This window comes from Lysobacter sp. HA35 (genome assembly GCF_054061195.1).
Genome location: NZ_JBSSDY010000001.1, coordinates 3,150,751 through 3,177,202, shown reverse-complemented (window position 1 = coordinate 3,177,202; position 26,452 = coordinate 3,150,751). Strand labels below are relative to the sequence as shown.

Here is a 26,452-nt window from a genome sequence, read left to right as displayed (position 1 = left end):
GTCGCTCCTGTGCGGCACGGCGCCGCGACGCGCAGGCTAGGAGCGCCGCTGTGACGGCAGCTTGATTCGGCGGCGACAACTGCCGCTTGCTTCGATGCGCCGCGCGACATGCGTGGCTGTCGCGCTTGCAGTTCGCATTGCTCGACGACGATGCCTTAGCGCGTCGCTGCAACGTCGCGCTTCGCCGCTTGCTTTCACGATGTGGCGTCGCACCCCGACCTACTGTCGCGGCCTCCGCACCATCGCGGCTTTCGATGCCCGGACCGGACGCGCGACAAACCTACGTCTTCAAACCGCACGAGCGCCCGCTGCTGCCGGGTTCGCCCGCCACGCCTGAGCATCCGATGCCGCGCCGCATCGCGTACGCCGCGATCGGCGTGCTCATCGCGGTCACTGCGGGCTTCAGCAACGGTCTCTTGGTCGCGAACCTCCCGCAGATCCAGGGCGCGCTCGGGCTGACGTCCGTCGAAGGCGGCTGGTTGAGCGCGGCGTACTCGATGACGAATGTCTGCACGAGTTTCGTGCTGATCAAGTTCCGTCAGCAGTACGGACTGCAGCGCCTGACGCGCGTGTTCCTCACCGGCTTCGTCGCACTCAGCGGCCTGCAACTCATCGTGCATACCTACGGCGGCGAGATGGCGATGCGACTCGCGGCCGGCGTGATCGCCAGCGGATTCACGCCGCTCGGCTTCTTCTACATCATGCAGTCGATGCCGGCGGCCGCGCGCATGTCGGGAATGATCATCGGCGTCGGGCTCGGGCAGGTCGCATTGCCGCTGGCGCGCGCGATCTCGCCGATGCTGCTCGCCAACGGCAGCATCGAAACGCTCTACATGTTCGAATTCGGCCTGAGCCTGCTGTGCCTCGGCTGTGTCGCGTTGTTGCGACTGCCGCCGAGCGACACGGTGCGCGTGTTCGAGCCGCTCGATGCGCTGACTATTGCGTTGTTCGCGCCGGGCATCGCGTTGCTCACGGCGGTGCTGGTGCAAGGGCGCATCGTCTGGTGGACGACGTCGTGGATCGGCTACGCGCTCGCGGCATCGGTGGTGCTGATCGGCGCAGCGTTGCTGGTCGAGCATCACCGCGCCAATCCGATGCTCAACACGCGGTGGATCGGCAGCCGCAACATCCTGCGTTTCGCGGCCGCGGCGGCCGTCATGCGCGTGCTGCTTTCCGAGCAGAACTACGGTTCCGTCGGTCTGCTCACCACGGTCGGCATGGGCCAGGACCAGCTGGTGAAGTTCTGGTCAGTGGTCGCGCTGGCCACGCTGTTCGGGCTGGCCGCCAGCATCAAGAACCTCGACACGCGCGACCTGTTGCGCCCGGTGGTGACGTCGACCGCATTGATCGGGCTGGTCGCTTTATTCGACGCGCACGCCAGCAATCTCACGCGACCGGCCAACCTCTACATCACGCAGGCGGTGATGTCGTTTGCGGCCATCTACTTCATCGGCCCGATGATGATGACCGGCGTGCTGCGTGCGCTGGCGCGCGGGCCGAACCACATGGTCAGCTATTCGGCTGTGTTCGGCATTTCGCAGACGCTGGGCGGCCTGGGCGGCGGCGCGCTGCTGGGCACGTTCCAGATCATGCGCGAGCGATTCCATTCGAACGAACTCGTGCAGGGCCTGCTGCCCACCGACCCGCTGGTGAGCAGCCGGCTGCAGACACTGGGCGCGGCGTACGGGCGCGTGCTCGGTGACCCGACCCTACGGCAGGCCGAAGGCAGCGTGCTGCTTTCACAGCAGGTCACGCGCGAGGCGAACATCCTCGCGTTCAACGACATGTTCCTGCTGATCGGAGTGATTGCCTGCGTCGTGCTCGTCTGGCTCGGCGGGCGCTGGGTCTACCTGCGCACGCACGGCATCAATCCGCTGGCCGAGGAATTGAGCGCACTGCAGAAGATGAGGGCCAGCCAGCAATGACCGAAGGCCGCGAGCCGGCGCACGACGCCCCGTCGAAACCGCGACTCGACGACCCGATCGAGACCGGCGCCGTGCCCTCGTCCGACTCGCGCGGCTGGTCGCCACCGCGCAACGGCCCGTGGCTGACGGTGCTGTTCGCCGCATTGCTGGTCGCCGGCGCGTGCGTGGTGCTGTACGCGTGGGACCTGCCTCCGTTCCGCCACAACGCGCAGGTCACCGACAACGCCTACGTGCGCGGGCAGACCACGATCATCGCGCCGCAGGTCAACGGTTACGTCACCGAAGTGCTGGTGCAGGATTTCGTGCAGGTCAAACGCGGGCAGCCGCTGGTGCGCATCGATGACCGCATCTACCGGCAGCGCGTGCAGCAGGCCGAAGCGAATCTCGCATCACAACGCGCGGCACTGGCGAACTCGTTGCAGAGCCGGCGCGCGAGCGAGGCGACGGTGAGCGGGCAGTCGGCAGCCGTCGCGAGCGCGCAGGCGCAGCTGCAGCGCGCGCAGGCCGACATGCGCCGTGTCGATGATCTTGTCGCCGAAGGTTCGGTGTCGCTGCGCGAGCGCGACCAGACGCTTGCCGCATTGCGGCAGGCCGAAGCGGCGGTGCGACAGGCGCAGGCACAACGCAGCGTGGCCAGCGAGCAGGTGCGCACCGTCGAAGTGGGACGCGGCAGCCTCGAGGCGGCGGTGGCGAGCGCGCAGGCGGCGTTGCGGCTCGCGCAGATCGATCTGGAAAACACGGTGGTGCGTGCGCCGCAGGCAGGCCAGGTGAGCGAGGTCGGCGTGCGGCTCGGGCAGTACGTCACCGCGGGTTCGCAGTTGTTGTTCCTCGTGCCGTCCAACGTGTGGGTGGTGGCGAACTACAAGGAAGCGCAGACCGCGCGCATGGCGCCGGGGCAACGTGCGACGTTCCGTGTCGATGCGCTTGGTGGTGCGATGCTCAACGGGCGCGTGCAGCACCTTGCGCCTGCCGCCGGCAGCGAGTTCGCGGTGATTCGCCCCGACAACGCGACCGGCAACTTCGTGAAGGTGCCGCAGCGCATCGCGGTACGCATCGCGATCGATCCGGGCCAGCCGCTCGCCGCGCGCCTGCGGCCGGGTATGTCGGTGGAGGCCAGCGTCGACACGCGTACTAACGGGAGCGGTCGTTGAAGGTCGCCGCAGCCGCGATGCTTGCGACGCTGCTTGCCGGTTGCGTCGGCCGGATGCCGCGTGCGCCTGATGCGGCGCGCGTGCAACCGCCGATCGCGTGGCGCACGTCGGTCGGCCCGACAATCCCGGCGACGACGACGTGGTGGACGCATTTCGGCGATCCCGTGCTGACGCAGCTCGTCGAGCAGGCGCTGGCGAACAATCCCGACGTGGCGATCGCGGCGGCACGCGTGGCGGAAGCGCGCGCGCAGGAACGCGTGGCGCGTTCGCAGTTGCTGCCGTCGCTCGATCTCGGCGTGTCGGCATCGCGTTCGCGCAGCCTGAGTGCGCTGGGACGCGCGACCGAAAGCACGGTGGCGCAACCGGTGTTCCAGGCGTCGTATGAAGTCGACCTGTCGGGTCGATTGCGCGACCAGGTCGAAGCCTCGCGTGAGACGACGCTCGCGACCGACGCCGCGCGCGAAGCGACGATGCTGTCGGTCGCGGCGGCGACCGCGAGCGGATACATCACGTTGCGCTCGCTCGACGCGCGGCTCGACGTCGCGCGCACCACGCTGAAGACCCGCGCGGAGGCACTGCGCATCGCACGTTCGCGTGCGCAGGCCGGCTACACGTCGCAGCTGGAACTGCGGCAGGCGCAGGCGGAGTTCGAGGCGGCGGCGCAGATCGTTCCACAGGTGCAACTGGCAATCGCGCGTCAGGAGAACGCATTGCACGTTCTCGCCGGCGCGCCACCGGGGCCGGTGCCGCGCGGTCTGCCGCCGTCGCAACTGTTGCCACCCCCGGTGCCCGAAGGCCTGCCGTCGGACCTGCTGCGACGCCGGCCGGACATCGCGCAAGCCGAGTACACGCTAGCCGCGAGCGACGCGAACCTCGCCGTCGCGCGTGCGCAGTTCCTGCCGCAGGTGCGGCTCGCGGCGACCGCCGGCGGCCTGTTCACGCGCGCCCTGCCCGACCCCATCGCCATCTGGTCGATCGGCGGCAGCATCCTCGCGCCGTTGTTCAACGGCGGGCGACTACGCGCGCAGGCCGATGTCGCCGCCTCCCGTCGCGACCAGGCGGCGTTCGCCTACCAGCGCACGGTGCTCAACGCGTTCCGCGAAGTTGACGACGCGCTCGCCGCCACGGTGTCGCTCGCACAGCAGCGATCCGCATTGCAGGCCGAAGTCGACGCACTCACCGACGCGCTGCGTCACGCGACCAATCGCTACCAGGCGGGCTATACGTCCTACCTCGAACAGCTCGACGCGCAGCGCGCGCTGCTCAACGCGCAGCTCGCGCTGGTGCAGGCACGTGCCGACGAACTCAATGCGCGCGTCGCGCTGTTCCAGGCCATGGGCGGCGGCTGGTCGATGCAGTGATGCGCGCCGTGCGGCGGAAAGACGCGGCGCTCTGCTAGGCTCCGGCCCGTCCCGGGGGAGACCAGCGCATGGCGCACAACCAGTTCCAATTGCTCGGCCAGCGCCGCTTCGCGCCGTTCTTCGCCACGCAGGCGATCGGCGCGTTCAACGACAACGTGTATCGACAGGCCATCATCGGCCTGCTCGCGTTCCTCGCGGTCGGCACGGCGGAAACGACGCTCTACGCCAACCTCGCGCCGGCGATCTTCATTGTCCCCTTCTTCATGTTCTCCGCGTTGGCCGGGCAGATCGCCGAGAAGTACGAGAAGTCGCGACTGATCCGCGCGGTGAACCTGTTCGGCATCGCGGTGATGGCCGTTGCCGCAACGGGCTTCGCGCTCAAGAGCCTGCCCGTGCTGATGGTCGCGCTGTTCCTCACCGGTGTGCACGCCACGCTGTTCGGGCCGGTGAAGTATTCGATCCTGCCCGCGGTGCTCGAACCGCAGGAACTCACCGGCGGCAATGGCCTCGTCGAGATGGGAACGTCGGTGGCGATCCTGCTCGGCATGCTCGCGGGCGGCGGCATCTTCGCGATGGGTCATGCGGATGCGCCGATGATCGCTGCGGGCGCGGTGGTGCTGCTCGCGGTGCTGGGCTACATCACCAGCCGATCGATTCCACGTTCGGATGCGAACGCGCCCGACCTGCGCATCAGCTTCAATCCGTTCCCCGAATCGCTGCGCATCATCCGCATGGCGCGCAAGCAGCTCGCGGTGCGCAACTCCATCCTCGGTGTCTCGTGGTTCTGGTTCGTCGGCACGATGCTGACGTCGCAATTGCCCGCGTATGCCGACGTCAATCTCGGCAACGGCTCGCTCTATCTATTCGCGCTGGCGCTTTTCTCTGTCGGTACCGGCATCGGCTCGGTGCTCTGCGAGAAGCTGTCGGCGCGCACGGTGGAAATCGGGTTAGTGCCCGTCGGTGCGTTCGGCATCACGGCGTTCCTGCTCGACCTGTACTTCGCACGCACGGGGGCACCAGCGTTGACGGGGCTCGCCCTGGGCGACTTCCTGCATGCGCCGGGCGGCGTTCGCATCGCGATCGCTCTTGCGGGCGTCGGCCTCTCGGCCGGCATCTTCGTGGTGCCGCTGTTCGCACTGATCCAGAGCCGCACGCCGAAGGGCGAGCTGTCGCGCGTGATCGCGGCGATGAACATCCAGAACTCGGTGTTCATTGTCATCGCGGCATTAAGTGCGATCGCATTGCAGCGGTGGCTGCACTGGACGATCCCGCAGCTGTTCCTCGCGCTCGCGATCGCGAACGCATTGGTGATGATCTGGATCCTCACGATCGTTCCCGAATTCGCGATGCGCTTCCTCAGCTGGGTGCTGGTGCGCTCGCTGTACCGACTGCGCTCGCGCGGCATCGAGAACATTCCCGACGAAGGCGCGGCGCTCATCGTCTGCAACCACGTCAGCTTCATGGACGCGCTGATCCTCGCCGGCAGCATTCCGCGGCCGGTGCGTTTCGTCATGTACTACCGCATCTTCAACGCGCCGCTGCTGCGCTGGATCTTCCGCACCGCGAAGGCGATCCCGATCGCCGGCGCACGCGAAGATCCCGCGCTCATGCAGAAGGCATTCGACGAGATCGATGCCGCGCTTGCCGAAGGCGAGCTGGTCGGCATCTTCCCGGAAGGCGGCCTGACCAAGGACGGCGACATCGCGGCGTTCAAGTCGGGCGTCGAGAAGATCCTCGAACGCCGCGCGGTGCCGGTGGTGCCGATGGCGCTGCGCGGCATGTGGTCGAGCATGTGGAGCCGTCGCGACGATCGCCTCGGCCGCGCCCGCCTGCCGCGCCGCGTGCGCGCGCATGTGGACGTGATCGCCGATGCGCCGGTCGACGGTACCACCGCCACGGCCGATTCGCTGGAAGCCAAGGTGCGCGCCCTTCGCGGCGACGCGGCCTGATCGACCCGCCCTGCTAGCATCGACCCCGACGTTTCAAACTCCGACCCGACAGGACGACCCGCCATGAGCACACCGCCACCCATCACGCCGCCACCGTCGCCGATGCCGCCGCACGCCGGCGGCGTTCCCGTTCCGAATTACATGGTGTGGTCGATCATCATCACCATCGTGTCGCTGTGCGTCTGCTGCATCGTCGGCACGATTCCGGGCATCGTCGCGATCGTGTTCTCGTCGAAGGTCAACAGCGCGCTGGATCGCGGTGATTTCGCCGAGGCCAAGCGTTCGTCCGACACCGCCAAGCTGTGGTGCTGGATCACGACCGGCCTGTGCGCACTCGGCCTGCTGATCAACATCGGCATGATCGCCACCGGCGGCATGGCGCGTTACACGCAGGAACTGCAGCAACTGCAGTCCATGCAGCATCGGTGAACACGCTCGACGCCCGACGTACTGCGGCCGTCACCGCGCTCGGCGCGGCGGCGCTCGCGGGCGTCGGGCTGCTCTACCGTTTCGATCCGAACGCGGCGTCCAGCCTGTTTCCCGGCTGCCTGTTCCGTGCGTTCACCGGCTTTTACTGCCCGGGCTGCGGCATGACCCGCATGCTGCATGCGCTGGTGCATGGCGACATCGCAGGCGCGGCGTCGATGAACGTACTCGCGCTGATCGGGCTTCCGGTGCTCGCGCTGTTCGCGTTCGAACAGATGACGCATCGCCGCCTGCTGCACGGCGTCGCACGACGCATCGCGTTCAACGGCCCGCTGTGGATCATCGCGGCGCTCGTCTTCGGTGTATTGCGCAACCTGCCGTGGGCGCCGTTCACGGCGCTGGCGCCGGGCTGATCAGGCGGTCGCGGCGAGCCATTCGCGCAGCAGCCAGTGCGCGATCGATAGGCGCGCCGGCGGCATCAGCAACGAACTTTCGGTGTCTCCACGCGCTTCGGCATCGAGCGCCGCGACGATCTCCTCGCGCTCGAACCAGCGCGCATGCTCGAGCTCGTCACTGACGTGCACTTCGCCCGGCCGCGCGACGGCGATGAAGCCGATCATCAGCGAGGTCGGGAACGGCCACGGCTGCGAGCCGAGATAGCGACACGCGAGCACGCGCACGCCGGTCTCTTCCATCACCTCGCGCACGACGGCTTGTTCGAGCGTTTCGCCGGGCTCGACGAATCCGGCAATCAATGAATGACGTTTCGCCGGCCAGCTCGCCTGTCGACCGAGCAACAGGCGCGTGCCCTCGCCCACCGCGACGATGATCGCGGGATCGGTACGCGGGTAGTGCTCGCGCGTGCAACGCAGGCAGCGGCCGAGCCAGCCGGCACGAACGAACTCGACTTCGCCGCCGCAGGTGCCGCAATAGCGATGGCGCAGATGCCAGTGATGCAGCGCATGCGCGGTCGCGAATGCGCTGGCTTCGGTGAGTGGCCATGTGGCCGCGGCGGAGCGCAGGTCGATGCGCGCGTCGCCAAGGTCGGAATGCGTCTGCGCGAACCAGCCGACGCCGTGATCGTCGAGGCCGAGGAAATACGCGCCGTCATGCGACGCATCCAATGCATCGCCGCGAACGATATCCGCCGCGCCCGATGCATCCGCCGCCGCGCGACCTTCGCCGTCGATGCGCAGAACGCGACCGCCACGCCAGAGCGACGCGAGCGCTGTCGCATCACCGCGCAAATGCTCGGCGCGATCCAGCGGCGCAAGGCAGGGGTTTTCTCCGACGAGCGAATACGGCGCGCCGGATGCGGAGGTCATGCGGAGAACGAGGACCCGCAGCCGCAGGTGGTCTTCGCGTTCGGATTGCGGATCACGAACTGCGCGCCGTGCAGGCTTTCGGTGTAGTCGACTTCCGCGCCCATCAGGTACTGCAGGCTCAGCGGGTCGACGACCAACGTGACGCCATCGGTCTGCACCGCCAGGTCGTCCTCGCCGCGCTCCTCGTCGAACTCGAAGCCGTACTGGAAGCCGGAGCAACCGCCGCCCTGGATGTAGACGCGAAGGTTCAACGCGTCATTGCCTTCCTCGTCGATCAGCTGACGCACTTTCGCGGCCGCGGCCGAGGTGAACAGCAGCGGCCGATCCAGCGACTGGTAATTCGGCGCGGTCGGCAGGTCGATCATTTCCATGCGGTCAGGATACCAGCGCCCGTCGCAACGCCCGGCGAACGTGCCGCGACGCTGCGTTCAATGCGCGGCGTCGGGCGAGCCGGTCGCTTCCGCCCACGTCAGCGAGCGCTCGACCACCGCCCCGCCGCGTGGCTGGAGACGCACGGTGACCTGCGCGGGTGCGAAGCCCGCCGGCAGGAAGAGGTCGCCTTCGATCTGCTGGAAATAGCGGAACGAGTACGGCTCGCCGACCGCTTGCGGCTGCTGGCGAAGCGTCGCCCAGTCCAGTGTCTGCAGCCGGCCCTGCTGGCTGCCTTCGACGGCGAGGGTCAGCGTGCCCGTACTGACCGCCGCGCGGTCGAGGTTCTGCGTCAGCACAGCGGTGAAATGCCAGGCGCCGCCCGGCTGCCGCTGAAGGTGCAGCGCGTGGACGCTCAAGCCGTGGCGCTGGCCGGTCGCGCCGACCAAGCGCTCGTAGAAGTCGACGTCGGCCTTGAGCTGCGCGATCTGCTCCTCGCGATCAGCAAGCGTCGACTGCAGCCGCCCGTTCGCGTCGCGACTGACCTGATCCGAGCGCGTCAGCGTTGCGACGCGCTGGGCGAGCGCGTCGGTCGCCGCGGCATCGCAGGGCGCACGCGTAGTCCGCGCCACCTGCCAGACGCCCCAAGCGCCGAACAGCAGCGCGAGCAGGAAGACGAACAGGGCGGCGACCAGCCCGATCCCGGTGCGGGCGACGGTGGACGGTGTCGGACGTGGCGACATGTCGGCCTCGACGAAGCGGCAGTGCCCGCAGTATGCCGACGCCGCCTGCACGCGGGCGGACGTTCCATGTCAGCGGCCGTCCGGAGAGCCCGTCATGCCTGCAGCCCCGTTGTTCGCGCTCGGCCTCGTCCTGGCCTGGCTGTCCGGAATCCGCGTCTACCTGACGGTGTTCGGCATCGGTGTCGCCGGCGCGCTGGGCTGGATGGACCTGCCGCCTGCCCTCGAAGTCGCGAAGTCCCCGTGGGTGCTCGGCGTTTCAGGCGCGCTGGCGTTGATCGAATTCTTCGCCGACAAGATCCCGGGCGTCGATTCGGCCTGGGACCTCGTGCACACGTTGCTGCGCGTGCCGGTCGGCGCGTTCCTGACCGCCGCGGCGCTGTCGCCCGATGGCCATCTCGGCGCGGGCGCACTCGCAGCGGGCGCGAGCGTCGCGCTGGCGAGTCACGGCCTGAAGTCGGGCACGCGCGCCCTGCTCAACCTGTCGCCGGAACCCGTCACCAACTGGAGTGCGTCGCTCGGCGAGGACACCGCGACGGTCGGCCTGCTGGCGTTGGTCGTCGCGCATCCGATCGCCGCGCTTGGCTTGGTGGCAGTGATCAGCTTGTTGATCGCGCTCGCGATCGCCTGGTTGTGGCGACGCGTGCGCAGCATGATGCGCCGCGCGGCGCCGGCATCGCGCGCGGTCGTCTGATCAGCTTTCCATCTTCGACTGCAGGTACAGCGCGTCGCCGAGGCGATCCATCAGCGCGAGCTGCGTCTCGATCCAGTCGATGTGTTCTTCCTCGGACTCGAGGATGTCGGCGAACAACTGGCGGCTGACGTAGTCGCCGACCTGCTCGCAGTACGCGATCGCCTCGCGCAACACGGGCAGCGCTTCGTATTCGAGTGCGAGGTCGCAACCCAGCACTTCGCGCGGGTTTTCGCCGATCTTCAGTTTGCCGAGCGCTTGGAAATTCGGCAGGCCGTCGAGGAAGAGGATGCGTTCGGACAGTTTGTCCGCATGCTTCATCTCGTCGATCGACTCGTGGTACTCGTGGTCGGCGAGTTCCTTCAGGCCCCAGTTCTTCAGCATCTTGGCGTGCAGGAAGTACTGATTGATCGCGGTCAGCTCGTTGTAGAGCGAGCGATTGAGAAACTCGATGACCTTGGCATCACCCTTCATGGGCCGGCTCCGTGACGCGGAGCGCGAACTCTAAACCGGCGCGCGATGCGGCGTCGGTAATGCGAATCGACCGCGTTGGGTCAAGCAGCCCGAAGCACCGGAAGCGGCACGGCATGCAGGCGCGCGGTGGTCTCTTCGAGGATCGCCGTCGCCATCTCGACGCAGCTGCCGCAGGTCGCGCCGGCGCCGGTGCGCATCGTCAGCTCGGGCAGCGTCCGGCAACCGGCTTCGGCCGCTTGGCGGATGTCGCGATCGGTGACGCCGTTGCAGATGCACACGTACATGGGGACCGGGAGCGTTATTGGGACGCCACCAGTCGAACACGAATGAGAATGATTGTCAATTGGAAGCGGGCTCAGGCGCCCCGGCCTGCAGCGGCCCGTACCCGCCTGACCGCGGCCGCTGGCGGTTCTGCGGGCGGGCGTTGCGTGGGTCGTACGGATCCGGCATCGGCGTCGGGATGGCGGAAGCGCCCGCGATCTGCCGGGCAGACGGCGCCAGATGCCGCAGCGCACGCGAATACACGCCGCGCTTGAAGGTCACCACATGGTCGAGCGGGTACCAGAAGTCGACCCAGCGCCAGTGGTCGAACTCGGGCTTATCGGTCAGGTCGAGGCGGACCTCGGTCTCGTCGCCCTTGAGGTGCAGCAGGAACCACACCTGCTTCTGGCCGATGCAAACCAGCCGGTCGCGACGCCGGATTGCGCGCTGCGGCAGCCGGTAACGCAGCCAGCCGGGTGTGGCCGCCAGCACGTCGACGTGCTCGGGCAGCAGCCCGGTCTCTTCACGCAGCTCGCGGTACATCGCCTCGAGCGGCGTCTCGTCGGTGTTCATGCCGCCCTGCGGGAACTGCCAGCCATCGCGATGCACGCGGCGGGCCCAGAACACGCGCCCGTCGGCATTCATGATCACGATGCCCACATTGGGGCGGTAGCCGTCCGGATCGATCACGATGCGGACCTCGATCGCTTAGGCACGAAGCCATTGCGATCGACTCTGCCACGCGGGCCGGTCGACAACAAGCGAACGCCGCGCCCGGCCGCCGGCGATTGACAGCCAGCGGCCGAACCGGAAGAATTCGCGGTTCACCGCATGGCTATGTAGCTCAGCCGGTTAGAGCACAGCACTCATAATGCTGGGGTCGGTGGTTCGAGTCCACCCATAGCCACCATGCAAAAAACCCGCCGATGTGCGGGTTTTTTTGTGGGCGGCGTTTGGGTTCTGGAGATCGCGATCGACCCATCGAGTTCGTGCCAAGGGTCGAACGAGCCCGATGTCGGTGACAGCGCCGGATCGACGCCGGACAATCGCATCACCTGTTTCGACAACCGCCGGCCCGCGAACCAGCATGCGCATTCTCGTCATCGGCGCGTACGGGCAATTCGGACAGCGGATCGCCTCCGAACTCGTGCAGGACGTCGCGATGCAGGTGATCGTCGCCGGGCGAAGTGCGTCCGCAGCGGAGGGATTCGCCTCGGACCTGCGAAAGCGTTACCCGAACGCGTCCGTCACCGCTGCGAGCCTGGACGTCGACTCGGCCGACCTGCAGAGCAAGATCGCAGCGCTCGCGCCGGATGTCGTAATCCACACCGCCGGGCCGTTCCAGCAGCGCGACTACCGCGTCGCCGAGGCCGCGCTCGCATGCGGCGCGCACTACATCGACCTCGCCGACGGACGCGAGTTCGTCATGGGCATCGCTCGACTCGATGCGCTCGCGAGAGCGGGCGGGCGATGGGTCGTATCGGGAGCAAGCAGCGTGCCCGGGCTCAGTGCAGCCGTCATCGCGGCGCATCAGCACGAGTTCGCCGAACTGCGTTCGATCGAGTCGGCGATCAGCCCCGGCAATCGCACGGCGCGCGGGCTCGCGACCACGCAGGCGATTCTCGGCTACGTCGGCCAGCCGTTTCCCGCGCTCATCGATGGACGCTGGCAGGAGGTTCGCGGATGGCAGTCGCTCCGGCGAATCCGCGTACCGCGCGTGTCACCACGTTGGGTCGCACGTTGCGACGTGCCCGACCTGTCCGTGTTGCCCTCGCGCTATCCGACGCTGCGTCATTGCGACTTCCGCGCCGGCCTCGAACTGCGGCGCATGCATTTCGGACTGTGGCTCGCCAGCTGGCTGGTGCGCGTCGGCGCAGTGCGCAGCCTTGCGCGATGGGCGCGGCCTTTGCTTCGAATGAGCGAGTGGTGGCAGGCGACGGGAAGCGACGTCGGCATCATGACGGTGGACATGCGAGGCCTCGGCCACGACGGCAAGGCGAAGCACGTCACGTGGCAGATCGTCGCTAGGGATGGCAGCGGCCCGCAGATTCCCGCGACCGCCGCCGTCGTGCTCGCACGCAAACTCGCGCGCAACGAATTGCCGAACGGTGGCGCGCGTTCTTGCGTCGATCTCTTCACGCTCGACGAGTTCATGCAGGTGCTCGAGAACTTTCCGATCAGCGCGACCACGCACGTGCACTAGCTGATGAAACGTTCGCGTTGTTCCGGCGACGGTACGTGGCATGACGCGTACTGCCCGAAGTAGCGATAGCGATTTCGCGCGATCGCGCGATAGATCGGATCCCGCGCGAACCGCGGCACCAGCGTCACGACAGCGGCCGCCACACGCCATATCCCGCCGAGGTCGGAAAGCACGCGCGCGATCGCGTTGGTATCGGTCCACGCGTGGTCCCCCGCAACCAGGAGGAACGACACCGGGTCATCCGGATCGAGTCCGTGCGTTTCCAGCAGCGCGCGTCCAGCCGGCGTCTGCATCGCCGCGAAGCGATAACGCTGCTTATGGTCGTGTCGCAGCAGGAAACGCACCCATCCGTTGCAGAGCACGCAGACGCCGTCGAAGACGATGACTTGCGGTGGATCAATGTTCGACATGCAGCCATCCCCGGTAGTGCACGAGCAGGCCGACGACGGGAAGGCGCGCACTTACATCGAAGGTATAGCGACCGTCGGGCATCTCGCCCTCCAGCGCAGCCACGCCGTCGAACCATCGGGCAGGAAGCGGAACCCCGAGCGCTCGCACACGCACCACGGTCCATGTCAGCCGGCCGTCGTCGATGCCGAGCCGGAAGCCGAACGTCACGAGTCCGAGTCGTTCGCACAGCAACCCGTTCGACGCCCAGAGTCGCGAACGCATCGCGTGCCCGGCGACGTGGCGAGTCCAACACTCGTCACTGCTCGTTGCTTCGATGTCGACGCGGATCGGCCCTTGTCCCGCGGGCGGCAGTCGAGTCGCCCATGCGCAGACTCGCGCCAACAGACTCGTACCGCGCTCGACCTCCACCTGACCGTCGTAGGTGGTCTTTCCCGCGCGTAGATGCAGCTGTTGCACTACTTCGGGCAACTGGTCGAACGTCGGGCCTAGCAGATGCGCGAACAGTGGACGTCGATCGCGCCAGGTCACGGGGGCATCGCCGTATCGGTCAGTGCGGCGTTCGCGACACGTGCGGGCAGCGCAGCCAGTGCATCGAGGAACGCCGCAGGCAGCGGCACCGTGCCAAGCCATCCCTGCCGCGTACCCGACAGCACGCGAAGCATCTGGCCGCGACCGCCAGGCAACCGCGACATCGGGTGGAACGTGAGATCGCGCAGGCGCGCCCAACCGTCGCGCTCGGACTGGAACAACGGCGTCAGCCATCGACTCCAGAAGTGATAAATGCCGACGTGGCGGCGACGCGTCGCCACCGCCTGTTCGAGCGCCGCCTCGACCGACGCGCACGACCGCAACGCATCGCGAAGGCCGAGCGCGTCGAGCAGCGCCATGTTGACGCCCTGGCCGAGCTGCGGACTCATCGCATGCGCAGAGTCGCCCAGCAGTACGGCGCGACCGCGATGCCAGCGTCGGTGCACCGTGTCGCGATAACGCGCACGCGCGAGCCCGCCGGGAACTTCAACATCACGCAGACGCTCCATCGCCGCGGGCCACACGTTCTCTACTTCCGCCCGCCATGCGTCGGCGTCGGCGTCGGCGATACCGGCATCGAGCGCCGTCGCCGGCAGGCTCCAGAAGAAGCTCAAACGCGCAACAGGGTCACCGGGACGCGTGCCGACCGGCAACATGCCGACCATGCGTCGTGCGCCGACGTAACGCTGCTGCAGGACGTCGCGCCATGCCCAGTCGTCCGCAGGCACCAGGCACCACTGCGCGCCCCAGGGATAGGGCCGATCAAGCTTCGCCGGTGCGATCCGCGACCGCAGCGACGACGCCGCGCCGTCCGCAACCACGACAAGGTCGAACCCGTCGTGACGATGTCCGTCCGCATCGGTGATCGCGCCCGCCTCCGCATCCACGTCGACGATCGTCGAGCCGCAATGCAGCACGCGGCCTTCCGACCACGCGGAGTCGAGAATCGAAAACAGCGCACCGCGCTGTAGGCCGAGACCGAACAGGCGCGCGTCGAGTTCGCCGTAGCGCATGTCCATGACCGGTCGCCCGCTGGCGGTCTCGCCGTATAGACGCGAGACGACAGCGCCGTGCGCGAGCACTGAATCGAGCAACTCGAGTTCCCACAGCACGCGCTGGCCAACGGGTTGCAACAGAAACCCTGCGCCGACCGGTCCGAGTGTCTTCGTGCGCTCGAAGACTTCGACGTCGTGCCCATCGCGAGACAGAAACAACGCGACGGCCTGGCCCGCCGTGCCGTAGCCCACCACCGCCACCCGCAACCGCCTGACCATCCGAACCGTCTTTTGCGCATTGCCGATGGCGCAATTGTACCGGCCAGCTATTCATCCAGATCGAGCGCCCTGTCAGCTTCCTCGGCTGCGCAGCGATTGACGACCGGTCAAACGGGGAACTGCATTGCATCCGGCTCCGCCATGTCGCTCGCGTCATCGGCGTCGACAACCCGATCGCGACCCGCTGCCTTCGCGCGATACATCGCACGATCGGCACGCGCCACCCATGTCACGTCATCGTCGTCATGGCGTTTCGCAGCGAAGCCGATCGAACACGTCACCTGCACCTCGCGCAAGCGCACGTCGCGACGGATGCTGCCGGCGAGCGCGTGCAGGCGTTCGCTTGCGGCGCTGCGACTCTCGTCGCCGAGCAGCACGACGAATTCCTCGCCGCCGAGCCGGTAGAGATCGCCCGCATCGAGGACGTGGTCGCGAATGACCGCGGCGGTTTCTCGAAGCACGCGATCGCCGACCGCGTGACCGTACGCATCGTTGATGCTCTTGAAATGATCGAGGTCGATCACCGCGAGCACCGCCGGCGCGTGTGAATGTGCGGCACGTCGCACGGCGTCGTCCATCGCACGCCGGTTGCCGGCCTCGGTAAGAGGATCACGCAACGCGAGACGGCCGAGCAGGCTTCGAAGCCGCTCCACGTGTCGGGCGACCACGTACGACAACAGGGTGATCAACGCGCCGGACAATGCAAAGGCGACAGTCGCATCCAGCGGCGCGAACCGCGGCGTCAACACGAATGCGTTGAGCAGCATGGTGAGTGACACGACCAATGCTGCAGGCGTCGCACTGATCGCGAACGACGTGACGATGATCGGAAACACCCAACCCAGGCCGTTGAGTCCGACCACGTGCATGTTGACGGACGCGAAGATGGCATTGACCAGCACCAGCGCGTCGCCGGGCCACGGGCGCGAGCGGGCCACGTGTATCGCGACAAGGACGCCGATCAGGCACGCGATCCATGCGGCGTCCAGAATGGCCGCGTTGCCGCGCCCCACGCGCACGTTCAACGCGCCAACGACTACGAGCTGCACGGCGAACGCGCGCGCGATCCAGAGCCGAAGGCGGTAGCGGTAACGCGCGTCGATGTCGTCGAGCGTGGCGAACATGCGCAGATCCCATGGGTCGCCCCACATGCGTAGCGGCGCGGCACGCGCGAGAACGGCCGCATCGAACGCCCGGTAATTGCTGCTATGCAATACGACCACGCGGTATGCGAGGCGACCATTCGTCGGGACAAAAAGCGCGAGAGCGGCCTCGGCAATGGCTTCGCGTGCGCCAGCGCTCGTTGTTGCCGAAAGTTCAGCAGCGCGACCAAATCACCGTGCGAGCATTCGGCATGACCGGTCGCGAGCGTGCCCACGACGAATTGTCCCTCGAGCTGGAGTCGCTCCAGCGTGCGCAGGGTGCGCTCCGCGCAAGCGAGATGCGCGTATGGACGCTGGTGCAGGCGCGCTGCCCCGAACTTGCCGCCTTGCTGCTGGATTTCTGGAAGAACGACGAGGCGGCGCTGGCGCGATGGTTGTGCGCGCGACGCGGCGACGAATCGCCGGCCGAACTCATCGAGCGCGGTCGCGTGAAGGAAGTGATCGCGCAGGTGAAGTGGGCTGCGAGCAGCGCTTATGTTTGACGTGACGCTGCACGCGTGACGCCGCAGCGGCGAATGCGCACGGTACCGTCGACGCGGTCTTCTATAGCCGCATGCACTCCGTTGCAGCTAATTGCCGCTACCTGAGCTGATCGTCTGGCTGATCGGCCGATGTGTTGCACTCGGAACGCGCGTCGTGACGATGCATAGGCGCACTGCCGCATTGCCCCAAGGGGAATCCACGACCAGCGGTCGTTCCACGCATTTATCGGGCTCCTACGATCGAGGTCGGAGGCCGACATGAATACGGATGTCCGCGTCGACGGCGCTACCTTCGTGCTACGCGTCATCGGCACGGCGACGCTTGCGGAACTGCGCGCCGCGGCGCTGGACGCGGTACTCGCCTGCCGCGACAGCGGACTGCATCGCCTTTTGCTGGACTTGCTCGATGCCCGCGTCGAGCCGGTGCCGGCGCTCGTGCAACGCATCGACATCGTGCAGGAATGGGCCGAAGCGGCGCCCGACGGGTTTTCGCTCGCACTCGCGGCGCGCGAGGAGCTTTTGCATAACGACCGCGCCGGACTATACGTCGCGTCGCGACTTGGCCTGGATGCGCATGCATTCACCGACCGCGCGTCAGCCGAACGCTGGCTGCGCAAGTCGTCCACCGCTGCGCACACGTGAGGTCACGCATGGAACTCGCCCGCCACCTCGACGACAACTGCCTGATCGTGCACCCGATCGGCGAACTGCCGCTGACCAACGCCCGCGCGATCGCGCTCGACGCCATTGCCGAGGCACGCGCCTACGAACTGCAGCGCCTGCTGCTGGACTTCACCGACGCAACGATCTCGCCGCTTCCCACGCTGGCCGAGCGCTTCGAGATCGTGCGCGAATGGGCCGATGCGGCGCCCGAACCCTTCACGCTCGCGATCGCCGCACGCGAGGAAATGCTCGATCCCGATCGCATCGGTCAGATCATGGCCACCCGCCTAGGCCTGCAGACGCATGTCTTCGAGGATTCGGTCGACGCACTGATGTGGGTGAAGCGCCAGCGGGTGCCACGGTCGTTGCTGCTTGAGAATCCGATGTATCACTAGCGATTTCCCGCCACGGCCCTGCCCGCCCCGCGTGATGCGTGCCCATCGCGATGGGCATCTGCCGTCGCGATCCACGCGGCCACGCGGTGCCGCCTTATCGCCCGGCAGGAAGCGCCGCGCGGACCGTTGCTTAGGACTATTCCTACCCGCCAGCGCGGCGTCGCCGGATAGCGGCCGTGGCCGGCGAAGGCGAGGATCGTTGTCACCCAGTGCCGCGATAGCGGACACCGAAAGACGCCAGTGGTCGCGACGCGCGACGCGACGTCGGGTGACGTCGGAGAGTCCTCATGACGAGCTACCGTGCTCGCCGCAATCGCACCGCCCTGCTGACGACGCTCGGGATCATGGTCGCGCTCGCGAACCTGGTCGGCGCATTCGCGCTTGCGATCCGCTGACGATCCTGCAGCGACGGATTCGAAGCGATCAGCCGCTCGGATCCGTCGCGACATATTCCGGCCGCACCCGACTCGCTACTTCACCTCGAACTCGCCGACGAAGATCGTTTCCTTCTTGTCGCGCAAGCGCAGGGTGATCCGCTGGTCCTTCTGGCGCGGCGTGCCGAAGTGCGTGCTCAGCCAAAGCTGCAGCGTCGTGGCGCCGGTGACGATCTGCTGGCGATCGCCGAAGTAATTGGCCTCGACCTTGTAGCGGCCCGGCTTCGCCGTGCGCAGCGCGAATTCTTCCGGCCCGTAGCCGCCCGTGAAGTCGCGGGACATTTGCCCGCCCTGGTACGTGAGGCGATGCCCGTAATAGGCCTTCTCGCCGTTGGGGTCCGTCACCCACAGGTCCATGTCGCTGTTGTCGGCGTCCCAGCTGAGCACCGCGCGCAGGTCGAGCGGCATGTTGCGGATGAGGTCGGCGGGAATGCGATGCGTGTCGAGCGGCGTCGGCGATGTCGCGACGAGGGCATTCAGTTCCGCAAGCGCGGTGACCTCGATGCCTGGGAAGCGATCGTCCCACGTGCCGGCCACGACTTCGTAGAGCAGGTCGACCGCCTTCTGACGATCACCGAGCGCAGCGTGGGCCAGCGCGAGATCGCGATAGCTCTGCGGCTCGTCGTCGCTCATCGCGAGCACCTGCTCGAGCACGGGCACCGCGAGCTCCGCGCGTCCCGCCTGCATCAGCCGATAGCCGAGCACGCGCAGCACGTGGCGATTGTCGAGATCCATCTCCGCGACGTTCGACAGCACACGCAGAGCGAGGTCATCGCGCTTGCGGTCGAACAACACGTCGGCGACGTCGAGATAGAACGCAGTGCCCGGTTCGGCGCGGGCGCGCTCGTCGAGATACGCCGCGTAGGCCGCGTCCGCGTCCAGGCCACGCAGGCGACGCGCGAACGGGGAATCGGGCGTCCACGGCTGCAGTTGCACACCGATCTCGGCTGCACCTTCGGCGCGTTCGGCATCGCTGATACGGCTTCCGGTCACCTGCACGCTGTCGAGCGATTGCGCACGACGCTGCGCCTGCTCGGCGTTGGCCGTCGCGCTCGCCGCAGCCGCATCGCCCGCCGCACGTTCGGCCAGCATCGGCGCCTCCTCGACCGACATCGGTGAGGGTGCAGGTGGAGGCGCATAGGCGACAGCGCCGCGCACGTCCTCATTCTTGGGCTTCGGCGGCGCGCCCTTCGGGAAGGCGGTCGACCACCACTCGATGCGTTCCTTCCACTGCGACCGCACGGCATCGAGCTGCTTGCTGCGCGCTTCGTCGCGTTCGGCGGCAACGGCGGCGGCGCGTCGCGCGTACTCGTCGCGCAATTCATCGGGCGGCGCGATCGAATAGCGGACGTAGTCGTCGACGTTTTCGAGGACGATCAGCGAACTGCCCGGCGTGACGATGCTGAAGTCGCTGCCCATGCGTGCGATTGCGGCGCGGTTGCGCTCCGGCGCGTCCATCAGGCGGGCGACGCTGTACTGCGCCCACATCGGCGCGGCGGCGTCGCTTTCGACTGCGCCGTTCAACGGCACGTCGATGCGCGTGCGTTCGGTGCCGCGCGCGACGTTCAGCGCGACGCGCGGCTCGGCATCCAGCATGCGGCCGGCGACGCGTACGAAACCGTTACGTGCAATGTTCGACTCGGCGACCACGTCGCTTGCGCCGACCGCATCGATGCCGACGATCCTCGGCAGATCGAACAGCAGAAGGTCGCGTGCCGCGGCAAGGTCGCTCATCGAGTCGAGATTGATCGACGCACCGTTGCGCGCGTCGGCTAGCGCAGCGAGTCGTGCCGAATCGCCTGCGACGCCCGCACGCACGGTGTAAAGCCGCTGGCGCGTGTCGAAGGCCGGGAACGTCGCGCCGCCGTAGTTGAACAGCCCATCGCCGAAGAGCAGCGTCTCGCCGGCATCGGTTGGAAGGGTCCAGCCACGTAGCGTCGTGGCACCGTCGTAGACAGTGGTTTCGAGCGCCTTGCGCAATGCGCTCCAGTCGCCGGTACGGATGCTGAAGTGCACCGCAGGTTCCGTGGTGTCGCGGAAGCGCACGAGGTCGACGTCGATCGATCGCGTCGACTGGAAATACGCATCCAGCAACGCGAACTCCAGGTCGTGCGCGCGCTTGGCGCCGGAGGCCGAGCTGTCCCAGAGGAGAACCATCTTGGACGGCGGGGCACGGCGTTCCGGTTTCAGCGCGACCGGGACATCCGCGACGAAGTACCGTTCGCCGTGCCAGGTCTGCACCTGCGCAACCGGCGTCGCCACCGCAGGAAACACTAGGCGGATGCTGCGGCCCTTGGCGACGTCACCGGTGTGCAGCGTCGTCTGGTAACGCCCATGCGCACCGCGCTGGAATACCGGGTCATGAAGCGCGCCGTCGATATGCGGAACGCCCGCGGCGTGCACAACAAGTGGCAACGTGTCGAGGCCTGCGGCGAACGCGGTCGGCAGCGGTACGGATGTCGAATTCGCCGGCAAGGCCTGCGACAACACGATCCGGACGCTTCGCGTGCCCTGTGGGGCAAACGGGTAGATGCGCAGCCGGAAATGCTCGCCCTGCGCTTGCTCGAGCAGGCCTGGGTCCGCGCCACGACGCTCGATTGCCTCCAGCACCTGGCGGCCCCGCTCCTTTTCGACCGGCACCGCCGCGCGCATGTGGCCACCGATATCCAGCGCGAACCCGACCACCTGCTGGCCGGGCTGCAACGGGAAGTCGAGGCTCCCTTCGAGGACGCGCGACGACGGATTGCGGAAGGTCATGTCGAGCGTGGTGCGGACGGTGCCGCCAGCCTGGTCGACCGACATCGCTGCGCGTTCCAGCCGCACCGGCGTGTCGCGCTCGGCGGTCGACACCAGCGGCGGTGCAGTTAGGTCGCGCTGCGCGTACACGGCGCACGGCAAGGCGAAAAAGGCGCAGACGAGTGCGGCGATGGGCGATCGCATGGCGTGAATCCGTTGAATGTCCCCGGCTAGAACGTACCCGAGGACGGGCTGGGGTTACAGCCGCTTCGGTCGCCGCCGGTGGCGTTGCCGGGTCACGCGTCCATCATCCAGCCGCATCGTCGATAAACACGACCTTCCACGGCCCGAACACGTCGACATCGCGTGCAGTCGCGGCGTGCAACGCTGCAGGCTCCCGCGCGACGAGGCCTTCCGCATGGTCCGCAATACGCGAACGCTGATGATGTGGGGCCTGCTCGCGGCGGCGACGGTCGCAGCGCTGGGCAGTCGCACGATGCCGTTGCCGCGCAGCGCGGACGCGCCATCACTGCTCGACCTGATGCCGGGCGTGGTCGGGCTCGGTGCTTACGAAACGCAGGCGTGGAAGAAGGGGTCGCCGGGCGCGGTGGACGTGCCGCCCCCGGTCGCGACGGACGTGACGCTGGAAGGCAATCGACAGCCGCGCGGTCCGCGCGAATCACGCGACGAACTCGACCGCCCGATGCGTTGAATCAGACGCGCACGTCTTCCGCGCGCGGGAACACCGCGGGCTCGGGCGCCGTCACCTGCAGCAAGACTTCGAGCGCCTCGCGCAGCAGTTCGCCGGGCGGCGGGCCGTCGTGCTCGTCGGCGGCAAGCGCGGCATCGGCACGACGCAGCCACTGCGGCACCACGACGTCGCGCACGTGCGCATAGCGCGCAAGCAGCAGTTCGTCGTACTGGCGCACGAGCCGCATGTGCGCCATCGCCACGTCCCACGAACTCAGCAGCATGGTCAGGTGATCGAGGCGACGGCCCATTGCATCGGGCCGCGTACCGGCCTCGACCGCGAAGGCGTCGTAGGCCTCACGGCCACGTTCGGCGATCTCGGCGAGGCGCGCACGTTGGCGTGAGATGTGTGCAGCCGCGTCGTCGAGTTCACGTACGTGGGTGAGCACATCGAGCGCGCGACGCTCGGCGAGTTGCAGGCGGATGCGGATGTGTTCGTGCGCCTGGCGTGCACGCGCCTGCGAGGACAAGTCACGCCCAAGCAGTCGGCCGACGATCGTGCCGCGGCGCGGAACGGTGCGTGGATCCGCGACTTCCAGTGCCTGCACGATCGCGGCGATTTCATCGAGCAGTCCCGATGCGCTGCGACGTTCGATCAGCGCCGTGGCGCGATCCAGATCGACCTGACAAATGATTTCCCGATCGACCCGACCCGCCGGGTCCTGGTCGCTGCCCTCGGTCGCATCCACCGCGGTCTGGAGCAGTTGGGACGTCACATCGACTCCTGGCTGGCGCGAAGCGCATGACGGCGCGTTCGACTGTTTCGTCGCATGCCGACGCGGACCGTGACGGCGCGCACAGTCCCGAGTGTATACCGAGTTTCGCGGGCGGCGGAGTGCGCCCGGTCGCGGTCCGACTGCAGGGTCATGTCTTCACTGAGGCCGGCGACGCATGCGCGCTGGCACTAGGCGCTGACCTTCACGAGTGCGTTCAATGACCTGGTGCGCCGCGGACTCGCAGTCATCGTCCTCGAGGTTGGGGTCAGCGGAGTCGGCGCACCGACGACGATACGCAACGGTATCGACCGCGACGACTCGCGCTCGAAGTCATTGCGAGCGGCGGGAATCAGGCGTCGTCCGAAGCAAATCGACGCACACGACCAACCGCGGCCTGCACCGCATCCACGCTGACCGGCTTGGTGAGATGCAGATCGAACCCCGCGGCCGCGGCCTGCAACTTGTCGGCCTCGCCACCCCACCCACTCACCGCGACGAGCGTGATCGACTCGCCATCGGCGCGGCCGCGCAGGCGACGTGCAAGCTCGTAGCCGTTCATCACCGGCATGCCGATGTCGAGGAAGGCGATCTCCGGCTGGAATTCGTCGACCAGTCGCAGGCCGTCGATCGCCGAGTACGCGACGCAGGTCGCGTGGCCATCGAGCTCGAGCATCATGCCCAGCGTTTCCGCGGCGTCCTGGTTGTCGTCGACGACCAGCACGCGACGTCTCGGCTGCGCATCGATCGCTGTTGCACGCGGCGCGGCGAAATCCGGCAGATCCGGCGCGAGAGGCAGGCAGACGGTGAACGTACTGCCGCGACCCAAGCCATCGCTGTGCGCCGTGACCGTACCGCCGTGCATGTCGACGAGGCGACGCGCGAGCGCCAGCCCGATGCCGAGTCCACCCTGCGCGCGTTCGAGCGTGCGGTTCACCTGCGCGAACATGCCGAACACGGCACCCAGCGAATCCGGCGGAATGCCGAGGCCGGTGTCCGATACCGATACGCACGCGGTGTCGTCGCAGTCGTAGACGCGCAGCGTGATGTCGCCGCCGTCCGGCGTGTACTTCGCGGCGTTGGTGAGCAGGTTGCCCATGACCTGCGCGATGCGCGTGGGGTCGGCGTCGATCCACAGTGGCGTGCCCGGCAGGTCGAGATGCAGACGATGGCGTGCGCCTTCGATCAACGGCCGTGCCGATTCGATCGCGGCGAGCGCGGCGTCCTGCAGCGAAATGCGATCGCGCTGCAGGACGACCTTGCCGCTGGTGATGCGCGAGACGTCGAGCAGGTCGTCGATCAAGCGCACCATGTGCCCGAGCTGGCGCTCCATCATCTGCCGCGTGCGACGCGCGGTGTCCGCATCGTCGGTGAGGTTGAGCACCTGCAAGCCGGTGCGGATTGGCGACAGCGGATTGCGCAGTTCGTGCGCGAGCGTGGCGAGGAATTCGTCCTTTCGACGGTCGGCCTCGCGCAGCGATTCTTCGGCTTCCCGACGTTCGGTCACGTCCATCACCGCGCCGATGTAGCCGAGGAATTCGCTGCCCGCACCGAAGCGCGGACGCGCGGTGACGTGCAGCCAGCGATACGCGCCATCCCAGCGTAACGCGCGGTATTCGTCGGAGAACGCACGGTGCTCGCGCGCGGCTTCCTCGAACGCGATGGAATAGCCTTCGAGGTCGTCGGGATGGATCATCGCCTTCCAGCCGAAGTCGAGTTCGGCTTCGTAGAGGCGACCGGTGAACTCGGTCCAGCGCCGGCTCACGTAACTGCAGCGGCCATCGGCTTCTGCGACCCAGATCATGATCGGCGCGGTGTCGGCGAGCTGGCGGAAGCGCGCCTCCGATTCGCGCAGTGCCGACAGCGCCTTCGCGCGTTCGATCGCCGGCCACAGTCGCGCGATGACTTCGCGCACCAACTGCTTCTCGTCGCTGCGCCAGTCGCGTGCGTCCGCCGCGGCGACCATCAGCGTGCCGACCAGGCGTCCTTCGATGACATACGACGCGGCCGCAAGCGCGACGGTGCCGTGCGGCACGAAGTTCACGGCGAACGGCGCGGTCATCGGATCGCGTCGCACGTCCGAGATGGCGACCGCATCGCCGGACGCGAGCGTGATGCCGAGTTCGCTGGTGAAGAACGCACGCGCGTCGTAACTCTCCGAGAGGCGCGGCACGTCCTGCGTCCACTCGTGCAGCACGCGAACGCGACCGTGCTCGATATCGATATCCGATAATGTGCAGCGAACGAGTCGCAGATGTTCGCCGAGCAACTGCAGGCCGATGTCCGCGACCTCGTCGACGTTCAAGGTCTGGCCGATGCGCTTGTCGAGCTCGGCGAGGAACGCGGCGGTGACATCGGCACGCTTGCGATCGGTGATGTCGGTATGCGTTTGCATCACCGACTGCGGCTGGCCCATCGCATCGCGCGTGAGCACCCAGCGCGCGTGGATGATTCTCGGCGCCCCGTCCTTGCGGTGATGCACGACCTCGCCCTCCCAGCGCCCGTGTTCGAGCAGCATGCGGCCAATCTCGCCAAGCGCTAGCGGGAACTCGGTGCGCAGCAGATCGCGTGCAATGCGGCCGATCGCTTCGTCCTGCGAAAAACCGTAGAGCCGTGCGGAGCTGTCGTTCCAGTACGTGATGCGGCCATCGAGGTCGCGGATCAGGATGGCGTCGCTGGTGAGGTCGAGCAGGCTCGCCTGTTCGGCGAGGCGACGCGCGTTGCGACGCTGCTCGGTGATGTCATTGATGGTGCCGAGCACCGACACGGGCACGTCGTCCTCGTAGACCGCACGCCCGCGTGCTTCGACCCACAGCTCGCTGCCGTCCGGGCGATTCACGCGGAACTGGCTTTCGAACAAGGTGTGATGCTCGACCGCATAGGCCAGCGTGGCGCGAACGCGTGGCAGATCTTCCTCGTGCAGCAACGTGGCCGCGCCCGCACGCGTGTGCTCGATCGCGTTCTCGGCGATGCCGGTGATGCGCGCGCATTCGGGTGAGAACGCCATTGCGCCAGTCTGCAGGTCGATCTTCCACAGCCCGGTGTCGGAGGCTTCGAGCGCAAGTCGCAGGCGTGTCTCGCTCAGGCGCAGTGCCTGCTGCGCGCGTCGCTCGTCGGCAACGACGGCGAGTACCAGTGCCGATGCGGCCATCACCGCGAGGAAGATCTGCAGGTCGACGTAGCGTGCGTGCACGTCGAGCGTGGCGAACGGGCCGTAACCAAACGTGGTGCCGACGACCGCGATCATCGAAATCAGGAAGCAGGCGGCGCTCGCACCGCGCAGTCGCAACGAGAGCGCAGCCCAGATCAGTGGGCAGTACGCGATGAACGTGTACATGCGCTCGCCGTGGCGCATGAAGACGAAGGCGGCGATCGCGGCCGATATCACGAGGCAGGCCGCGAACTCGCTCCACCAGCGCGCTGTGCGCGGCCACGTGCCACGTGCCCAGGCGAGCACCATCGTGCCGACGATCAGCACGCCGGTGACGTCGCCCAGGTACCAGTGGCTCCACATCAGCCAGATGCGATCGGCGCCGAGGTGCAGCGGCGCGGCTATCGCGAGCGAGCCGACAGTCGATGAGATGGCGGCAATCGATGCCGCGACCACCGCGAACAGAAGGAAGTCGCGGAACGATTCGAAGGATGCATTGAAGCGCGAGCGCTCCAGCGCGACCTGCCCGCTGTAAGTCGCCAGCGCGTTGCCGCCCGCGACGATCAGCAACACCCACCACGCGCTCGGTGAGTGGTTGAGCATCGCGCCGCCGAGGTAGCCGAGCATCACGCCCGGCCAGAGATACCGTCCGCGCAGGACGAGCACCGCGAGCGCGACGCCCGCGGCCGGCCAGATCGGCGAGGCGACGCCGCGGGTCATGCCCCAGCGCAGGCTGACGAAGGCCAGCGGCGCGTAGATCGCGGCCAGCGCGAGGATATGGACGACCGTCGGCAAGAGCGGCCGCGGCGGGCGTGCCCGGGTGGGGTCGATCGCAGCGGTGCTCGGGACGGAATCGGACACGCGGGACCGGTCGAAG

Annotated in this window: 25 protein-coding genes and 1 tRNA gene; 13 read left to right on the top strand and 13 right to left on the bottom strand. The window is 67.5% G+C overall.

Features of this window, described 5'->3' with window-relative positions; all coding sequences use genetic code 11:
- The first annotated feature begins 254 nt into the window (after positions 1–254).
- From ACVWZN_RS15510 to ACVWZN_RS15485, 6 genes are all read left to right on the top strand, one after another.
- Positions 255–1,925, top strand: a complete 1,671-nt coding sequence (locus ACVWZN_RS15510; RefSeq protein WP_456954597.1) for an MFS transporter — start codon at positions 255–257, stop codon at positions 1,923–1,925.
- Positions 1,922–3,076, top strand: coding sequence for an HlyD family secretion protein (locus tag ACVWZN_RS15505; protein ID WP_456954596.1), 1,155 nt, complete (start codon positions 1,922–1,924; stop codon positions 3,074–3,076). The genes ACVWZN_RS15510 and ACVWZN_RS15505 overlap by 4 nt, the downstream gene beginning before the upstream one ends.
- Positions 3,073–4,437 (top strand): efflux transporter outer membrane subunit, encoded by a 1,365-nt coding sequence (locus tag ACVWZN_RS15500; RefSeq protein ID WP_456954595.1) that lies wholly within the window; start codon positions 3,073–3,075, stop codon positions 4,435–4,437. Before ACVWZN_RS15505 ends, ACVWZN_RS15500 begins: the two co-directional genes overlap by 4 nt.
- A gap of 68 nt (positions 4,438–4,505) precedes the next feature.
- Positions 4,506–6,386, top strand: a complete 1,881-nt coding sequence (locus ACVWZN_RS15495) for an MFS transporter (RefSeq protein WP_456954594.1) — start codon at positions 4,506–4,508, stop codon at positions 6,384–6,386.
- A 63-nt stretch (positions 6,387–6,449) separates the two neighbouring features.
- Positions 6,450–6,815, top strand: coding sequence for a CD225/dispanin family protein (locus ACVWZN_RS15490; RefSeq protein ID WP_456954593.1), 366 nt, complete (start codon positions 6,450–6,452; stop codon positions 6,813–6,815).
- Positions 6,812–7,225 (top strand): DUF2752 domain-containing protein, encoded by a 414-nt coding sequence (locus ACVWZN_RS15485; protein WP_456954592.1) that lies wholly within the window; start codon positions 6,812–6,814, stop codon positions 7,223–7,225. Before ACVWZN_RS15490 ends, ACVWZN_RS15485 begins: the two co-directional genes overlap by 4 nt.
- Here the strand turns inward: ACVWZN_RS15485 and nudC are convergent, their stop codons facing one another.
- The 3 genes from nudC to ACVWZN_RS15470 all read right to left on the bottom strand — a co-directional run bounded on the left by nudC (position 7,226) and on the right by ACVWZN_RS15470 (position 9,249).
- The gene (nudC, locus tag ACVWZN_RS15480) at positions 7,226–8,137 is read right to left on the bottom strand and encodes an NAD(+) diphosphatase (RefSeq protein WP_456954591.1); all 912 of its coding nucleotides are present in this window, start codon (positions 8,135–8,137) and stop codon (positions 7,226–7,228) included.
- A complete protein-coding gene (erpA, locus tag ACVWZN_RS15475) occupies positions 8,134–8,502 on the bottom strand; it encodes an iron-sulfur cluster insertion protein ErpA (RefSeq protein ID WP_027083811.1) in 369 nt (122 codons plus the stop codon). Before erpA ends, nudC begins: the two co-directional genes overlap by 4 nt.
- A 63-nt stretch (positions 8,503–8,565) precedes the next feature.
- The gene (locus ACVWZN_RS15470; RefSeq protein ID WP_456954590.1) at positions 8,566–9,249 is read right to left on the bottom strand and encodes a DUF6776 family protein; all 684 of its coding nucleotides are present in this window, start codon (positions 9,247–9,249) and stop codon (positions 8,566–8,568) included.
- Between the two features lie 94 nt (positions 9,250–9,343).
- Between ACVWZN_RS15470 and ACVWZN_RS15465 the strand changes: the two genes are divergently transcribed.
- The gene (locus ACVWZN_RS15465) at positions 9,344–9,940 is read left to right on the top strand and encodes a DUF4126 domain-containing protein (protein WP_456954589.1); all 597 of its coding nucleotides are present in this window, start codon (positions 9,344–9,346) and stop codon (positions 9,938–9,940) included.
- Here the strand turns inward: ACVWZN_RS15465 and bfr are convergent, their stop codons facing one another.
- From bfr to ACVWZN_RS15450, 3 genes are all read right to left on the bottom strand, one after another.
- The gene (gene bfr / locus ACVWZN_RS15460; RefSeq protein WP_027083813.1) at positions 9,941–10,411 is read right to left on the bottom strand and encodes a bacterioferritin; all 471 of its coding nucleotides are present in this window, start codon (positions 10,409–10,411) and stop codon (positions 9,941–9,943) included.
- A gap of 80 nt (positions 10,412–10,491) precedes the next feature.
- Positions 10,492–10,695 (bottom strand): bacterioferritin-associated ferredoxin, encoded by a 204-nt coding sequence (locus ACVWZN_RS15455; protein ID WP_456954588.1) that lies wholly within the window; start codon positions 10,693–10,695, stop codon positions 10,492–10,494.
- 55 nt (positions 10,696–10,750) lie between these two features.
- Entirely contained in the window at positions 10,751–11,362 is a 612-nt protein-coding gene (locus ACVWZN_RS15450) for an RNA pyrophosphohydrolase (protein WP_456954587.1), read from the bottom strand.
- A gap of 143 nt (positions 11,363–11,505) precedes the next feature.
- On the opposite strand from ACVWZN_RS15450, the gene ACVWZN_RS15445 reads away from it, so the two are divergent.
- A tRNA-Met gene (locus ACVWZN_RS15445) sits at positions 11,506–11,582 on the top strand.
- 177 nt (positions 11,583–11,759) lie between these two features.
- Positions 11,760–12,875 (top strand): saccharopine dehydrogenase family protein, encoded by a 1,116-nt coding sequence (locus ACVWZN_RS15440; protein ID WP_456954586.1) that lies wholly within the window; start codon positions 11,760–11,762, stop codon positions 12,873–12,875.
- Here the strand turns inward: ACVWZN_RS15440 and ACVWZN_RS15435 are convergent.
- The 4 genes from ACVWZN_RS15435 to ACVWZN_RS15420 form a co-directional block, all read right to left on the bottom strand.
- On the bottom strand, positions 12,872–13,285 hold the full coding sequence (locus tag ACVWZN_RS15435; RefSeq protein WP_456954585.1) for a thiol-disulfide oxidoreductase DCC family protein: 414 nt from the start codon (positions 13,283–13,285) through the stop codon (positions 12,872–12,874). The genes ACVWZN_RS15440 and ACVWZN_RS15435 overlap by 4 nt on opposite strands.
- The gene (locus ACVWZN_RS15430) at positions 13,272–13,814 is read right to left on the bottom strand and encodes a DUF4166 domain-containing protein (protein ID WP_456954584.1); all 543 of its coding nucleotides are present in this window, start codon (positions 13,812–13,814) and stop codon (positions 13,272–13,274) included. The genes ACVWZN_RS15435 and ACVWZN_RS15430 overlap by 14 nt, the downstream gene beginning before the upstream one ends.
- Positions 13,811–15,088 (bottom strand): FAD-dependent oxidoreductase, encoded by a 1,278-nt coding sequence (locus ACVWZN_RS15425; protein ID WP_456954583.1) that lies wholly within the window; start codon positions 15,086–15,088, stop codon positions 13,811–13,813. The genes ACVWZN_RS15430 and ACVWZN_RS15425 overlap by 4 nt, the downstream gene beginning before the upstream one ends.
- Positions 15,089–15,195: 107 nt before the next feature.
- Positions 15,196–16,311, bottom strand: a complete 1,116-nt coding sequence (locus tag ACVWZN_RS15420; protein WP_456954582.1) for a diguanylate cyclase — start codon at positions 16,309–16,311, stop codon at positions 15,196–15,198.
- A 116-nt stretch (positions 16,312–16,427) separates the two neighbouring features.
- Between ACVWZN_RS15420 and ACVWZN_RS15415 the strand changes: the two genes are divergently transcribed.
- From ACVWZN_RS15415 to ACVWZN_RS15405, 3 genes are all read left to right on the top strand, one after another.
- Positions 16,428–16,733 (top strand): hypothetical protein, encoded by a 306-nt coding sequence (locus ACVWZN_RS15415; RefSeq protein WP_456954581.1) that lies wholly within the window; start codon positions 16,428–16,430, stop codon positions 16,731–16,733.
- Between the two features lie 258 nt (positions 16,734–16,991).
- Positions 16,992–17,375, top strand: coding sequence for a hypothetical protein (locus ACVWZN_RS15410; protein ID WP_456954580.1), 384 nt, complete (start codon positions 16,992–16,994; stop codon positions 17,373–17,375).
- A gap of 8 nt (positions 17,376–17,383) precedes the next feature.
- Positions 17,384–17,791 carry a hypothetical protein gene (locus ACVWZN_RS15405; protein ID WP_027083822.1) on the top strand — a complete coding sequence of 136 codons (408 nt, stop codon included), beginning with the start codon at positions 17,384–17,386 and terminating at the stop codon, positions 17,789–17,791.
- A 470-nt stretch (positions 17,792–18,261) separates the two neighbouring features.
- Here the strand turns inward: ACVWZN_RS15405 and ACVWZN_RS15400 are convergent, their stop codons facing one another.
- Entirely contained in the window at positions 18,262–21,165 is a 2,904-nt protein-coding gene (locus ACVWZN_RS15400) for a VIT domain-containing protein (protein WP_456954579.1), read from the bottom strand.
- Positions 21,166–21,379: 214 nt separating this feature from the next.
- On the opposite strand from ACVWZN_RS15400, the gene ACVWZN_RS15395 reads away from it, so the two are divergent.
- Positions 21,380–21,673, top strand: coding sequence for a hypothetical protein (locus tag ACVWZN_RS15395; protein ID WP_456954578.1), 294 nt, complete (start codon positions 21,380–21,382; stop codon positions 21,671–21,673).
- A gap of 1 nt (position 21,674) precedes the next feature.
- Here the strand turns inward: ACVWZN_RS15395 and ACVWZN_RS15390 are convergent, their stop codons facing one another.
- Together ACVWZN_RS15390 and ACVWZN_RS15385 are read right to left on the bottom strand one after the other, a co-directional pair.
- Positions 21,675–22,427: a hypothetical protein gene (locus ACVWZN_RS15390; RefSeq protein WP_027083825.1), complete on the bottom strand. Its 753-nt coding sequence runs from the start codon at positions 22,425–22,427 to the stop codon at positions 21,675–21,677.
- A 349-nt stretch (positions 22,428–22,776) separates the two neighbouring features.
- A complete protein-coding gene (locus tag ACVWZN_RS15385) occupies positions 22,777–26,436 on the bottom strand; it encodes a PAS domain S-box protein (protein WP_456954577.1) in 3,660 nt (1,219 codons plus the stop codon).
- Positions 26,437–26,452 lie beyond the last annotated feature (16 nt).